The following is a 12,895-nucleotide window of genomic DNA, read 5'->3' as shown; positions in this document are numbered from 1 at the left end:
CGCATCTCTCAAAACGGTTTCGCGATCATCAGCCACAGGATCAACATCGTCGCGCCGAAGCCGGGGAAACCGAACGCGAACCAGCGGCGGTAGAGCACGAAGTAGCGTTCAGGCAGAGCGCCGCGCTGCTCGGCCGCCTTGCGCGCGAGATCGCGCATCTCGATCTGCATGAAGACGACGGGGACCCAGAACAGGCCCGCAAAGACGTAGAGCCCAAGCGAGGCCAGCAGCCAGCGTTCCGTGATCGGCATGGCCGAAAGCATCATCAGCAGGCCGCCCGTCACCGGCTGGAGGATCACGGCCGACAGCGTGAAGATCGCGTCCGCAATCACCACCACCGAAGCGGTACGCGCGATGAATTCGGCGTCGCTCGTGCGGTGCGCCATCAGCATGAAGAAGGCGATGCCGGTGCCAGTGCCGAGAATGACGATGGCGCCCAGCACATGGAGGTATTTGACCAGGAGATACAGCGTCATGGCTTCTTGGCCGCCGCAGGTTTGGACTGGTTCAGCGCAAGCCCGAGCTCGCGGCTGGCGGCTTTGACGCCGGCTTCGCTCTCGATCATCCAATGCCCCTCGCTGCCGACGGCCGGCAATGTGCGGAAGTCCACCTTGCCGCCTCCACCGCGAAACGCATCGGCCAATTGGCGCGAGAACGCCGGCGCAAAATAGCTGTCATTGGTCGCCACGAGCCATGTGACCGGAATGCGCGCCGCCTTGCCGAACTCGGCCACCGCGGCGAGAAGCGTCTGCGGCGCGCAGATCCGGTTCGGTTCGTCGTTGGCGTGGCCACCGCGCCCCGGCGCAAGCGCGATGATCGCGGAGATCGCGTTCGGATCGGCGTTCGCGAGCGCCAACGCCCCCCAACCGCCGGCGGAATGGCCGAGCACGACGGCCGAGTCTTGACGAACGAAATCCTGCTTTCGCAAAAAATCCAGCGCGAGCGAAATTTCGGTGGCCGTCGCGCGACCCGAGCGCGCGTAATCCGCCTCGTCGCAGCCGCCCTGGTCCTCGACATAGCGGCCGCCGGTCGCACCATGGCCGAGCCGCTCCGGCACCAGCACGGCGAAGCCGTGCGCGACGAGAAACGCGACCAGCGCGCGGTATTCAGGCTGCGGCATTTGCGCCCGACGCAGCACATTCTGCGTCGAGGCATGCGCGATCACCGCAAGCCGGAACGGACCGGCGCCAACGGGACGAAACAGCAGCGCATGCGCGGCAACGTCGGTATCCGGCGATGGCACGCGCCATTGTTGCCGGCGAAGCGGCTCGCCCTCCTCACCCGATGACCCAAACGTGACCTGCGCGCACAGAGGGGACGCCATCAACAAGGCCAGCACAGGCACTAGGGCGAAGATGTTGAAGAGGCGCATGAATCGCCGCAGGCGAACACGGACAGCGACGGATCTGCAGGAACGAATCATTTTCGGCGGACTTTTTGCGTTGCCATCGCGGTTCATTGGTTGCCGCAGGGCAGTTTTGCACCGGCAATGGCAGGCCGGTGCCGTTCGAAATGGCGTCTTGTCTTCTTTCGGTACAACATGGTTAAAATACTGATGCACAAAATCCACACGTTAACCGATAATTAACGATAGGTCTTGCCGCCGGCGCGGCGACTTGGTTTGATCGTATCCATGAGCACAACCCTGATCGAGGTCCGGCCGGCCAAAGCTGCAGATGCAACTGCGGTGGCGTCCACCCATGACGAAGCCTGGCGCTCCGCCTATCAGGGCATCATTCCCGGCGGCGAACTGGAAAAGCTGATCAACCGCCGCGGTCCGCAGTGGTGGGACAGTGCGATTCGCAAAGGCAGCCGCGTCAGCGTGCTCGTGTTCGGCGACAAGATCGCCGGCTATGCCAATTACGGCCGCAACCGCGCCCGCAGCCTGCACTTCGACGGCGAGATCTACGAGCTCTATCTGCGTCCGGAATTCCAGGGTCTCGGCTTCGGCCGCCGCCTGTTCACCGCAGCCCGCCGCGACCTGATGCAGAGCGGCCTGAAGAGCATGGTGGTGTGGGCGCTCTCGGACAACGATCCAGCGACCGAGTTCTACCGCGCCTTGGGCGGCCGCATGGTGGCGCGCTCCTCCGAGCGTTTCGGGCCGAAGTCGCTCGACAAGGTTGCCTTCGCTTGGACCAATTGAGCTGCTGAAAGTCTAGCCGGCAGCGCTTCCCATCCGTCGATACCGTTGCCTTTTGAGCCGGTAGTCGCTGGATTCATTATTTCACAAAAACACGATGGATTGGCGCGCCAAGCCCGCGTATGACAGCGCCAAAATCGCTGCCGGGCGCGATTTAACCTCGGCAACAACGGAGCCTTGAATGCGTATCGATGCGGTCTCGATCGGAAAAAACGTACCCCACGACGTCAACGTCATCATCGAAGTCCCCGTGGGCGGCGAACCGATCAAATACGAGATGGACAAGGAAGCCGGCACGCTCGTTGTCGACCGCTTCCTCTACACGCCGATGCGTTACCCCGGTAACTACGGCTTCATCCCGCACACGCTGTCCGATGATGGCGATCCCTGCGACGTGCTGATCATCAACACCCGCGCCATCATCCCCGGCGCCGTCATGAGCGTGCGCCCGGTCGGCGTGCTGTTCATGGAAGACGAAGCCGGCGGCGACGAGAAGATTCTCGCGGTGCCGTCGTCGAAGCTGACGCAGCGCTACGACAAGGTGAAGTCGTACTCCGACCTGCCCGACATCACGCTGCAGCAGATCCAGCACTTCTTCGAGCACTACAAGGATCTCGAGAAGGGCAAGTGGGTGAAGATTCTGCGCTGGGGCGGCCCGGAAGACGCGCAGAAGCTGATCCTCGAAGGCATCGAGCGCGAGAAGAAAAAGAAGGCGTGAGCTCTGCTCCCTCGCCCCGCTTGCGGGGCCGCGACGAGCTTCGCTCGCGCTGAGAGGGTCGGGGTGAGGGGGGAGTCTCCGCAAGGACGGTGAGACTTAGATTCGCGGACAGTCCCCCTCACCCGGAATTCAGGCTACGCTTGAATTCCGACCTCTCCCCGCAAGCGGGGAGAGGTGAAGAAAACCTAACCCGCCGGCTTCGGCAGCCCTGCGATCGCGCACGCCGCGCGCAGCGTATTCACCAGCAGGCAGGCGACCGTCATCTGGCCAACGCCACCCGGCACCGGCGTGATCGCGCCGGCAACGGCGAGTGCTTCCTGATACGCGACATCGCCGACGAGACGGGTCTTGCCGTCGTCCTTGGGGATACGGTTGATGCCGATATCGATCACGGTCGCGCCCGGCTTCAACCAGTCGCCGCGCACCATCTCCGGCTTGCCGACCGCGGCATAAACAAGGTCGGCGCGCTTCACGAGCCCGGGCAGATCGCGCGAGCGCGAATGCGCGATGGTCACCGTGGCATTCTCGTTGAGCAGCAATTGCACCAGCGGACGGCCGACCAGATTGGAGCGGCCGATCACGATGGCATTCATGCCTTCAAGCGAGGCGTGGACGCTCTTGGTCAGGATGATCGAGCCGAGCGGCGTGCAAGGCGACAGCGCTTCAAAGCCGCCGGCGAGCCGGCCGGCATTGTTCGGATGCAGGCCGTCGACATCCTTGGCGGGATCGATGGCGTTGATGACGGCCTCGGTGTTCAGGCCCTTCGGCAGCGGCAGTTGCACCAGAATGCCGTGCACGGCGGGATCGCGGTTGAGTTTTGCGACGACGGCCAGCAGATCGGCCTGCGACACGTCGGCCGGCAGCTTGTGCTCGAACGAGGCCATGCCGGCCGCCTGCGTCTGGGTGTGCTTGGAGCGGACATAGACCTCGCTGGCGGGGTCGTTGCCGACCAGAACCACCGCGAGGCCCGGCACCAGATTGTGTTCGCGCTTGACGCGGGCAACCTCGTCAGCGACGCGCGCGCGGAGTTCCGCAGCGATGACTTTTCCATCGATGATCTTGGCCGTCATGTCAGTTCCCTTGGTCTGTCGGTTTGGCGTCTGCCGATCTGGCTTGGGCGAGCTTGCGCAGGGCTTCGCCGAGTCGCGCCGGATCGCCGTCGACCGCGATCTGCTTCAGCCGCGAGGTGGCACCGGATAGCAGCTTTACACTGGCCTTGGGGACGCCGAGCGATTTCGCCAATAGCACCAGAACGGCCTTGTTGGCCTCGCCGCCATCGGCGATCGCGCGCACCCGCACCTTGAGCACGCTGCGGCCGTCGGCCAATTGCTCGATCCCGTCGATGTCGTCGCGGCCGCCGCGCGGCGTCACCCGCAGCGCGATGCTGATTCCTGCGACCGAATAGCGCCAGGGTTCCTTGAAGGCCTCTTTCGCAACCAAGGCGCTCCCGCCTGCTTAGATCACGTTCGGGTAGATGTAATACAGGATCACCCGCTCGATGAACATGATGAGCAGGATCAGGATGATCGGCGAGATATCGAGGCCGCCGAGGCTGGGCAGGAAATTGCGAATCGGCGCCAGCACCGGCTCGGTGATCCGGTACAGGAACTCCGCCACCGCCGAAACGAACTGGTTGCGGGTGTTCACGACGTTGAAAGCGATCAGCCAGGACAGGATCGCGGAGGCGATCAGCAGCCAGACGTAGAGGTCGAGCACGATGATGACGATGTCGAGAACGGCACGCATTGAAGACTCTGGCTTTCGGTCGGGATTGACGCTTTTTGCTAGATATCGGTTCCCCCCGGCCCAAACAAGGGAAGTCAGTGCCGGGGATGGTTAAAACCGGGTCACACCCGTCCTTGACTTGACCTTGGCGGGGACTTAAATGGCGCCCGGTTGTCGGCCGCATTCACCAGAGCGGCCGCCAAACGGGGCCATAGCTCAGCTGGGAGAGCGCGTCGTTCGCAATGACGAGGTCGGCGGTTCGATCCCGCCTGGCTCCACCAGCCTTCGCTCGCTTCGCGAGCTACGGCTAGGCAAGCCAGCCGAGCTCCCTCGTAGCGAAGCGAGCGAAGGCTGTCCCGCCATAGCCCGAAGGGCGACGGCGGACCCCATCCACCATCACTGACATTCGCGAGCTACCGCTAGGCAAGCCAGCCAAGCTCCCTCGTAGCGAAGTGAGCGAAGGCTGTCCCGCCATAGCCCGAAGGGCGACGGCGGACCTTTTCCCCGAGTTCAGCCAGCCCCCCTACTTCCCCGTGAACCTCGGCGGCCGCTTCTCCATGAAGCTCGCGACCCCCTCCCGGAAATCGCTGCCGTTCAACGCGACCATCATCTCGCGGTTGGCCTCGATCGTGGCCTCCGCCAGGGTCTGGAACGGCACCTCGTAGAGCTGGCGCTTGATCACGGCCATCGCGCTCGGGGAAACCATGTCGGCGAGGTCGCGCGCATAGGCGTAGGTCTCCTCGCGCAGCTTCTCCGGCGAGCAGAGCCGGTTCACCAGGCCGATCCGCAGCGCCTCCTCGCTCGACACGCGGCGGGCCGAGAGCAGCAGATCCATCGCATTGGCGTGGCCGACGATGCGCGGCAGCATCCAGGACATGCCATGCTCGGCGATCAGTCCGCGCCGCGCGAAGGCTGTCGTGAAGACGGTATTGTCGGCGGCAAAGCGCAGGTCGCAATAAAGCGCGTGCACGAGGCCGATGCCGGCGGTCGCGCCGTTGAGCATGGCGATGACGGGTTTTCCGATCGATGGATAGAAGCCGTAACGCGTCTGCCAGTCCGGCCGGCGATTCATGTCGAAGGGCGGCAGGTTCGAGGCACGCCTGACGTCGTTGGGGTCGAGCCCCTTCAGCGCATCCATGTCGGCGCCGGCGCAGAAGGCGCGGCCCGCGCCGGTGAGCACGATGACGCGGACATCGTCATCGGCGCTCGATGCTTCCATCGCATGGCGCACGTCGCGCTCCATCGTCGGCGTCCACGCATTCATGCGATCAGGGCGATTGAGCGTGATGGTCGCGACCTTGTCGCTCACCTCATACAAAATGTGTTCATAGGCCATGACGCTCTCCCTGTGTCTGCCGGCACGCGTTCGCGCGCGCTCGTTAGGAACGAGCCTAGCATATCCAGGGATCAGGCAAGGCCTTGCGCGAAGGCCTTGCGCAGAGGCGCGATCACTCGGCGGCTTGCGCCAGCACCTGCCGGCGCGCCAGCCAGCCATCGATGAAATGATCGAGCCAGGCCCGCTCCGCAACGTCGTACACGGCACGGTCCGCGAAATGATGATGCCGCTCGCGCGCGCCGGGCGCGCTGAGGCCGTCATAGCCGCGCGTGGTCCAGCAATGCATCATCGCGCAGGTCACGTCAGGATGAAACTGCACCCCGAAAGCATTGCCGGTGCGGAACGCCTGGATCGGAAAATCATCGCCTTCCGCAAGCAGCTCAGCGCCGACGGGCAGTTCAAATCCTTCGCGATGCCAGTGATAGACCTGCGCCGGCCAATTCGGGCAGAGCGCGTGGCCCGCCGCGGTCGGGCGGATCGGATAGTAGCCGATCTGGGTCAGCGCCTGCGCATGCGGTGCGACGCGGGCCCCCAACTGCATCGCCAGCATCTGCGCGCCGAGGCAGATACCAAGGAACGGCCGCTGTTCGCGGAGCGGAATTTCGATCCAGTCGATCTCGCGGCGGATGTAGTCGTCGGGATCGTTGGCGCTCATCGGACCGCCGAAAAAAACAGCGCCGGCATGCTGGTCGAGCGTGTCGGGCAGGGGATCGCCGAAGCGCGGCCGGCGAATGTCGAGGCGATGGCCGAGCGCGCGCAGCCCATTGCCGACGCGGCCGGGCGTCGAGGATTCCTGATGCAGGATGATCAGAACCGGCAACCGGGCTTCGGAGGCGGCGGCGCTCGGCGTCCTTCTTGGGAAGGGCACCAATTCTGCGCCACCAAACCTGTCCGTCCGGAACGACATGGCCTCTGCGAGTGCTATCGGTTCAGACCGCCAGCATAACTAAGCGGTAGTTAACATCGTGTGAGTTCGCGCACACGCGTCCCGATATTGAAGCAAGCTCCGGGCCACTACGGAGCTCTGAGCTTTCTTTAAAGCGTTTTCGAGCGAAGTGGGTACCGGTTCGCGTAAAGAAAACGCGTCAAAACAAGGAATCAGTGCCTCTGCCTCTGGAACCGGCTGGTGGCGGACAGGATGAAGCCGCGCGGGAAGAAACGCAGCGCGAACGGCACGATCTTGATGCCGAGACCAGGCAACACTGCCCGTTTGTTGGCCATCAGGCCGCGATAAGCTTGTTGCGCAACTTCGGCGGCAGACACGTTGAGAAGAGCCGTATCATGACCGGACCCGACGCCGGCGCGCGCCTGGAATTCGGTGGGCACCGGACCCGGGCAAAGTACGGTGACGCGAACGCCGCGCGGCGCGAGCTCCGCCCGCAAGGCCTCGGTGAGGGAAATCACATAGGCCTTGGACGCGTAGTACACGGCCATGCCGGGGCCGGGCAGAAAGCCCGCGACCGATCCGACATTGAGAAGACCGCCCTTGTTCCTGATCAGCTGATCGGCAAAGCGCAGCGACAGATCCGTCAGAGCCCGGACGTTGACATCGACGATGCCGACCTGTTCGACGCGGTCGCGCTCGATCGCATCGCCGAACACGCCGAAGCCGGCATTGTTGACGAGATGGTCGAGCTCGACGTCTTCGGCGGCAAGCGCGGCGGCGATCTTCTCGCCCGCATCCGCCTCCTGCAGGTCGCAGGCGATCACGATCGGCTTCTTGCCACCCTTGGCGGCGAGCTCGTTCGCAAGCGCCTCCAGCCGGTCTGCGCGTCGCGCCGTCAGCGCGAGGCGATGCCCGTTGGCGGCGAACACACGCGCCAGCTCCGTGCCGATGCCCGCCGACGCACCGGTGATCAACGTTACCCGCTCAGTCACGATCGAAGTCTCTTGAATTGAAGTTTTTTGGCCCCGCAATGGCGGAACGAGAGCATAGGCCGAGCGCGACAGGCAAGCGTCACCGGCAGCATGGCTGCTTGAGCGGGCAACAGGGAAGCAGGAAAACCACGGATTTTACGGGGAAATCCGGGGCCGGGCTGGCCGACGGGGGTATATTAAAGTTTCGTCATGTAGTCAGCACAACCGCCGATAATACCGCGTCGAGACGGCTCAACCCCCGACGGCGCCGTCCTTGACCTGACCACCGGCGCGATTTGCGACCGCATGCTTGAGGTCGATCCGGTCGCGCTGGGCGATCCCGAGCAGGTCGGACGCGCGCCAGACGACGTTATCCTCGAACTCGGACACCTGGCCATCGGCATAGACCAGCTCCCACATCATCTGGACGATGCGCTTGCGGCCCTCTTCGTCGAGCGAGCGCATGATGACGCTGGTGAAGTGATAGAGGTCGACGGCCTCGCCCTCGACCTGGGTAGCGTCCGCAATCAGGCGATCGGCGGTACCGCGATCCAGCCCGAAATGGCTTTCGATCAGGCTGTGCAGCTTGCGCTGCTCGGTCGCCGTCGGCTGACCGTCCAGCGAGACCACGTGAACCAGCAGCGCGGTGGCCGCAAGCCGGTAATCGCCATCGCCGAAAGCACGATCCGCGGCATGAGGAGCCACAATGTCAGCGATGAATTGGCGCAGGCCGTCGAGCATAGGATCCTACCGAAAACGATGAAGCCGCGGGGGTGCGGCCGCCACCAGCGTTATATGAGTGGGAAACTCAACCGCCGCAACGTGCGTCAGCTCCGCGCGGGCATTACCTTTCGGCAATCTGTCACGGTATCTCGTACACCACCATCTTGTCGGCGATGCCGCGCAGGGCCGCCTGCTTCTGGATCGGCTTGATCGCGCGCTGCTCGAGCACCTCGGCGACTGCGGGCGCATCGAGCACGGGGCCCGTGATGTGGATCTCCTGCGCCGTCGACAGGCTCTGGACGCGAGCGGCGATGTTGACGGTCTGGCCGAAATAATCCTGGCGTTCGTTGAGCATCACCGCAAGGCACGGGCCTTCATGGATGCCGATCTTGACGATGAGATCGTCGGTGCCGCGCTGCCTGTTGAGCTCGTCCATCGCGGACCGCATGCGCAGGCCCGCGACGATGGCGTGCTCGGGGCGGACGAAGGTCGCCATCACGGCGTCGCCGATCGTCTTCACCACCGCGCCCTTCTCGGAGGAGATGATCTCGAGCAGCGCATGGAAATGCGCGCGCACGAGATCGAAGGCGGCGAGATCGCCGACGCGCTCGTAGAGCGCGGTCGAGCCCTTCAAATCGGTGAACAGGAATGTCAGCGACGTGATCTGGAGCCGCTGGTCGAGGCTGAGATTGTCCGCCTTGAAGACATCGCGAAACGTCTGGTTCGACAGCATGCGCTTGGCGGTGAGGAACGGCTTGCGCTTGCCGATGAGATGATGGAGCGCCTCGGCCGCGATGAACACCGACGGCAACACGCGCACGCCGGCCTGGTTCTCCAGCGACAGCCGCAGCGGCCCCGGCCGCATGGTCGTCGTCCCTGTCGGAGCCTGCACCTTGTTGTACATGATCGCGAACTGCTGGCGCTCCTTGGTCGGCTCGCCCTGGACGTCGATGAAATGGGCTGCGTGCGTCACCGGCTCGAAGATGATGATGAAGTCGCCCGGCAGTTGCAGCGACATGGTCGCTTTCTCGCCCGCCGGAAGCTCGAGTGTATCGAGCGTCACCTCGTTGGCGAGCGTCGCGAAGGATTCCTTGTTGAAGTCGACGCCGGAACTCCAGAATACCTGCTTGAAATATTCCCACACCGGAAGCGTATCGGGATCGTGCGCTGCGATGCGCCGCACGCGCGGATTGACGGTGAAGGAGACCTCGACCTGATCGTCGACCGACGCCTTGTAGCCGCAGGCGCAGAGCGCGCAGTGATAATCGTCCGGCTTGAGCGCCTTCAGCGTCGAATGGGCACCCAGCACGCCGCCGCAGCCCGGACAGAGCACATTCCAGCCGAGATCGAACAGTCCGAGCCGCGCCGCATGCAGGAAGGTGGAGATCGTGTGCTCTTCGTCGAGGCCATGCTGCCTGGAGAAATCGAGGACATTGACGCGGTTGAGCTCGTGATCCTCGCCGTTCTCGATGAGGTGTGCAATCGCGTCGACCACCTTGGCGTCGGCGGTCTGCTTCAGAACGGAAAACTGGGCCTGGATGTCGCTCATGGCGGAGGCTCTATCTGGGGTGGATCGCGCCATCGGGCAGACGAATGTCTGTCACCGACGCGTGATGCGGAACAAGGGTGAGTGGTCCGGCTGGGTCGTCACGACGCCGAGCGGGATCACCGGAACCCTGTCGGCAAGCTCGATACGGAAGGCGCCGATCAACCGGGCCAGCGCCAGCACGGATTCGGCTTGCGCGAACGGCGCGCCGATGCAGACGCGCGGACCCGCGCCGAACGGCAGGTAAGCGAAACGGTCGGGCGCCTCGTTCGACATGAAGCGTTTGGGAATGAAGGCGTTCGGCTGATCCCACAGCTTCTCATGCCGGTGCAGCAGCCAGGGCGCGATCATGATGATGTCGCCCTTGCCGATCTCGACGCCGGCCGCATTGTCCTTCTCGCGCGCGGCGCGCGCGACCAGGAAGGCCGGCGGATAGAGCCGCATGGTCTCCTCGATCACCGCACGGGTGAACTTCTGGCGATCGATGTCGGCCATGCTGTCGAGGTGCTCGCCGTGGGTCTCGGAGGCAACTTCCTCCTGCGTCTCCGGATCGAGCGCGAGCAGATAGAGCGCCCAGAACAGCGCCGTCGCCGTGGTCTCGTGACCCGCCAGGATCATGGTCGCGACCTCGTCGACGAGTTGCGCGTCCGAAAAGCCCTTGCCGGTTTCGGGATCGCGCGCCGCGTCCATGAGATCGAACAGGTCGCGCGGCGGCGCGCCGTCCTTCTTGCCCATCGTGCGGCGCTCGGCGATCAGCATCGCGACGAATTCGGTCCAACGCTTGCGGAAGCGCGCGCGGGCAAAATCCATCGGGGTCGGCCAGGACACCGGCAGCAGCATGTCGAGGAAATAGGGCCGTCCGAGCCGCGCGCCGTATTCCATGACGAAGTTGCGCAAGGTCGGGCCGTGACGGTCCATGCCGAACGAGAACATCGTGCGTCCGGCGATCTCCAGCGTCATACGCTGCATCGTCTCGCGCAGATCGACCGGCTCGCTTGTTCGCGCATCGAGCTTTGTGATGGTCTCGTCGAGCACCGCGGTCATATGCGGGACGAGATTTGCGGTCGCACGCGGCGTGAAGGCCGGCGCGAGCGTACGGCGCTGATGCGCCCAGGCGTGGCCTTCCGCGATCAGAACTCCTTCGCCGAGCACCGGACGCAGCATGCGGATCCCCGCCGGCGTGCGCGTGTAGTTTTCATAATTGCTGAGCAGGACATGCCGAATTGCATTCGGCTGATTCAGAATGAAGCTGTTGTGGAGGAAAAAGCGGCCCTTGATGACCTCTTCTTCGTAGGCACGCTGGCCCCAGGTCGCGATCATGTTCTGCTTGAGGACCGCGACCCGGCCGAGAAACGACATGTCGTCGGGCGCACGCGGCGGGGTCGGAGGGATGATGGGCCGACGCACACTGGCGATGTTCATGGCTCTCTCCCGCAGATATGACCCAAGCCAATAGCTAGTAAGTCAGCTCGGCAATCGCAATCCTGTTCTCGGAGGCGGGCCAGGCACGCGCCACAATTCGTTCTTCGCCGAACTGGGCCACGACGTTACGCCCGGCCTCCGCGGCCGGGAGCCGCAAGGTTGCTGCCGAATCCGTGGGCACACCCGGCTTGACGTCGGCCGGCTCCTTGCCGTCGAGCAGCACCACGTCCCGCGGCAGGCCGAAATAGCCGCGCGGGCGTGACATGATCACGACGGCGCCGGCATCCTTGTCCGCCGGCCCGAGCGGGCGCGCGGCACGCAGATGCACGACATCGGACGAGCGCGGGAAGGGCGTGCGGTAGATATGCGTCGTCGGCGCGTCCGGCGATGTCAGGACGAATTCGAGGAACCAGGAAGGCTCGACCTGCGCCGGACCCCAGCGGCCGTCGGCGCCGGTCTTCGCGCTGTGCACCGCGCTGCCTTTGCGCTCCCCGGTATCAGGATCAACGCGGAAGACATCGACGGTTGCACCTGCCACCGGGCGATTGGTCGACACGCCGCCTGGCGTACCGGTCACAAGGCCGCTCAAACTGACGCTCTGCTCCGGCACAATCGCGATGCGCGCGGGCTCGCGGCCGGCAATGAATTTGTAGATCTCGCGGAAGGCGCGCGGGTGAAACGCCACTTCGCGATGGTCGAGCGCGCCGAGCACGAGATTGGTGGCGCCCTTCAACTCCGGCCCTTCGACGGTAACACCGGTCGGCGTGCCGGGCTTGCCGATGAAGCGGCCATCCGCCTGGGCGTATTTGTCCATGCCGTCGCTGCGCAGCGTAAGGAAGGCAACACCCGGCGTCACCTCGCTCTCGCCCTCGTTGAGACCGCGCAGAAATGTGCCGCGGCCGTTGAACTCGTTGTTCGGCTGGTCATCGGTCGCGAACACGCCGTGATTGGGTGTGCCGCACAGCACGGCATGGCTGACATCGCCGGCACCGCCGTTCCTGATGACGTTGCGAATCGCATAGCCACCGCGCGAGCTGCCGACCAGCGCCACGCGGGCCGCGCCGGCGCGGCGCTTCAATTCCGCGATGGCCGCCGCGAGTTCGCGGCGCTGGTCCTCGGTCGAGGAGCGCCCCGCTTGCTCGACCTTGTCGTCGCTCCGCGCATTGGGATCAGTGAAGTTGATCGCCATCATGCGATCGCGCGCGACGCCGTTGGATTCCATTCGCCACAAGGTCGTCATCCAGAGCGCGTCGTACTCGCCATTGCCGTGGACGAACAGGACCGGCGGCACCTCGGCAGTCTGAGCCGCGGGCACGGTCTGGGCCAGCGCGCCTGTCCGCAAGCTCGCAACCGCGAAAGGCAAGCTGCCTACTCCCAGCAGGATCGACCGTCGCGACAGCTTCATATGTTTCTCCGGAAAAACCATGT

Annotated in this window: 14 protein-coding genes and 1 tRNA gene; 3 read left to right on the top strand and 12 right to left on the bottom strand. The window is 64.4% G+C overall.

All coding sequences use genetic code 11. The features are described from left to right. Window positions 1-8 precede the first annotated feature (8 nt). Both AB7531_RS01905 and AB7531_RS01900 read right to left on the bottom strand, forming a co-directional pair. On the bottom strand, window positions 9-476 hold the full coding sequence (locus tag AB7531_RS01905; protein ID WP_063980345.1) for a DUF2269 family protein: 468 nt from the start codon (window positions 474-476) through the stop codon (window positions 9-11). Beyond that, window positions 473-1,372: an alpha/beta hydrolase family protein gene (locus AB7531_RS01900; RefSeq protein ID WP_063985981.1), complete on the bottom strand. Its 900-nt coding sequence runs from the start codon at window positions 1,370-1,372 to the stop codon at window positions 473-475. Before AB7531_RS01900 ends, AB7531_RS01905 begins: the two co-directional genes overlap by 4 nt. Before the next feature lie 261 nt (window positions 1,373-1,633). On the opposite strand from AB7531_RS01900, the gene AB7531_RS01895 reads away from it, so the two are divergent. Continuing rightward, window positions 1,634-2,143 (top strand): GNAT family N-acetyltransferase, encoded by a 510-nt coding sequence (locus AB7531_RS01895; protein ID WP_014490714.1) that lies wholly within the window; start codon window positions 1,634-1,636, stop codon window positions 2,141-2,143. Between the two features lie 178 nt (window positions 2,144-2,321). Continuing rightward, on the top strand, window positions 2,322-2,858 hold the full coding sequence (gene ppa / locus AB7531_RS01890; protein ID WP_014490715.1) for an inorganic diphosphatase: 537 nt from the start codon (window positions 2,322-2,324) through the stop codon (window positions 2,856-2,858). 185 nt (window positions 2,859-3,043) lie between these two features. On the opposite strand, the gene folD is transcribed toward ppa, so the two are convergent. Genes folD through AB7531_RS01875 form a run of 3 tightly spaced genes read right to left on the bottom strand, consistent with a single transcriptional unit; the run spans window position 3,044 to window position 4,604 of the window. Beyond that, the gene (gene folD / locus AB7531_RS01885; RefSeq protein WP_231143756.1) at window positions 3,044-3,928 is read right to left on the bottom strand and encodes a bifunctional methylenetetrahydrofolate dehydrogenase/methenyltetrahydrofolate cyclohydrolase FolD; all 885 of its coding nucleotides are present in this window, start codon (window positions 3,926-3,928) and stop codon (window positions 3,044-3,046) included. Between the two features lies 1 nt (window position 3,929). Further along, on the bottom strand, window positions 3,930-4,298 hold the full coding sequence (locus tag AB7531_RS01880; RefSeq protein WP_063980343.1) for a DUF167 domain-containing protein: 369 nt from the start codon (window positions 4,296-4,298) through the stop codon (window positions 3,930-3,932). A gap of 15 nt (window positions 4,299-4,313) precedes the next feature. Then, the gene (locus AB7531_RS01875) at window positions 4,314-4,604 is read right to left on the bottom strand and encodes a YggT family protein (RefSeq protein WP_007598721.1); all 291 of its coding nucleotides are present in this window, start codon (window positions 4,602-4,604) and stop codon (window positions 4,314-4,316) included. A 184-nt stretch (window positions 4,605-4,788) separates the two neighbouring features. Between AB7531_RS01875 and AB7531_RS01870 the strand changes: the two genes are divergently transcribed. Beyond that, window positions 4,789-4,864, top strand: a tRNA-Ala gene (locus AB7531_RS01870). A gap of 242 nt (window positions 4,865-5,106) precedes the next feature. On the opposite strand, the gene AB7531_RS01865 is transcribed toward AB7531_RS01870, so the two are convergent. The 7 genes from AB7531_RS01865 to AB7531_RS01835 all read right to left on the bottom strand — a co-directional run bounded on the left by AB7531_RS01865 (window position 5,107) and on the right by AB7531_RS01835 (window position 12,872). Continuing rightward, window positions 5,107-5,919 carry an enoyl-CoA hydratase gene (locus AB7531_RS01865; protein ID WP_063980342.1) on the bottom strand — a complete coding sequence of 271 codons (813 nt, stop codon included), beginning with the start codon at window positions 5,917-5,919 and terminating at the stop codon, window positions 5,107-5,109. A 112-nt stretch (window positions 5,920-6,031) separates the two neighbouring features. After that, entirely contained in the window at window positions 6,032-6,826 is a 795-nt protein-coding gene (locus AB7531_RS01860) for a glutamine amidotransferase (RefSeq protein WP_063980341.1), read from the bottom strand. Window positions 6,827-7,017: 191 nt separating this feature from the next. Beyond that, window positions 7,018-7,797, bottom strand: a complete 780-nt coding sequence (locus AB7531_RS01855) for an SDR family NAD(P)-dependent oxidoreductase (RefSeq protein ID WP_063980340.1) — start codon at window positions 7,795-7,797, stop codon at window positions 7,018-7,020. A gap of 231 nt (window positions 7,798-8,028) precedes the next feature. Then, window positions 8,029-8,517 (bottom strand): TerB family tellurite resistance protein, encoded by a 489-nt coding sequence (locus AB7531_RS01850; protein WP_063980339.1) that lies wholly within the window; start codon window positions 8,515-8,517, stop codon window positions 8,029-8,031. A 121-nt stretch (window positions 8,518-8,638) separates the two neighbouring features. Further along, window positions 8,639-10,048 (bottom strand): adenylate/guanylate cyclase domain-containing protein, encoded by a 1,410-nt coding sequence (locus tag AB7531_RS01845; protein ID WP_063980338.1) that lies wholly within the window; start codon window positions 10,046-10,048, stop codon window positions 8,639-8,641. 51 nt (window positions 10,049-10,099) lie between these two features. Further along, entirely contained in the window at window positions 10,100-11,467 is a 1,368-nt protein-coding gene (locus tag AB7531_RS01840) for a cytochrome P450 (RefSeq protein WP_063980337.1), read from the bottom strand. Window positions 11,468-11,501: 34 nt separating this feature from the next. After that, window positions 11,502-12,872, bottom strand: coding sequence for a hypothetical protein (locus AB7531_RS01835; protein WP_063980336.1), 1,371 nt, complete (start codon window positions 12,870-12,872; stop codon window positions 11,502-11,504). Window positions 12,873-12,895: the final 23 nt, after the last annotated feature.

The organism is Bradyrhizobium sp. 63_E2_N1_3 (genome assembly GCF_052076005.1).
Taxonomy (GTDB): domain Bacteria; phylum Pseudomonadota; class Alphaproteobacteria; order Rhizobiales; family Xanthobacteraceae; genus Bradyrhizobium; species Bradyrhizobium barranii.
Note: the sequence above shows the minus strand (reverse complement) of the source record. Positions and strands in the feature narration are given on the sequence as shown.

Excerpts from the sequence above, each read along its gene's own strand:
- AB7531_RS01895 (WP_014490714.1), top strand. The coding sequence starts at position 1,634 with ATGAGCACAACCCTGATCGAGGTCCGGCCGGCCAAAGCTGCAGATGCA.
- folD (WP_231143756.1), bottom strand. The coding sequence starts at position 3,928 with ATGACGGCCAAGATCATCGATGGAAAAGTCATCGCTGCGGAACTCCGC.
- AB7531_RS01840 (WP_063980337.1), bottom strand. The coding sequence starts at position 11,467 with ATGAACATCGCCAGTGTGCGTCGGCCCATCATCCCTCCGACCCCGCCG.
- AB7531_RS01900 (WP_063985981.1), bottom strand. The coding sequence starts at position 1,372 with ATGCGCCTCTTCAACATCTTCGCCCTAGTGCCTGTGCTGGCCTTGTTG.
- AB7531_RS01905 (WP_063980345.1), bottom strand. The coding sequence starts at position 476 with ATGACGCTGTATCTCCTGGTCAAATACCTCCATGTGCTGGGCGCCATC.
- AB7531_RS01865 (WP_063980342.1), bottom strand. The coding sequence starts at position 5,919 with ATGGCCTATGAACACATTTTGTATGAGGTGAGCGACAAGGTCGCGACC.
- AB7531_RS01860 (WP_063980341.1), bottom strand. The coding sequence starts at position 6,826 with ATGTCGTTCCGGACGGACAGGTTTGGTGGCGCAGAATTGGTGCCCTTC.
- ppa (WP_014490715.1), top strand. The coding sequence starts at position 2,322 with ATGCGTATCGATGCGGTCTCGATCGGAAAAAACGTACCCCACGACGTC.
- AB7531_RS01845 (WP_063980338.1), bottom strand. The coding sequence starts at position 10,048 with ATGAGCGACATCCAGGCCCAGTTTTCCGTTCTGAAGCAGACCGCCGAC.
- AB7531_RS01875 (WP_007598721.1), bottom strand. The coding sequence starts at position 4,604 with ATGCGTGCCGTTCTCGACATCGTCATCATCGTGCTCGACCTCTACGTC.
- AB7531_RS01835 (WP_063980336.1), bottom strand. The coding sequence starts at position 12,872 with ATGAAGCTGTCGCGACGGTCGATCCTGCTGGGAGTAGGCAGCTTGCCT.
- AB7531_RS01850 (WP_063980339.1), bottom strand. The coding sequence starts at position 8,517 with ATGCTCGACGGCCTGCGCCAATTCATCGCTGACATTGTGGCTCCTCAT.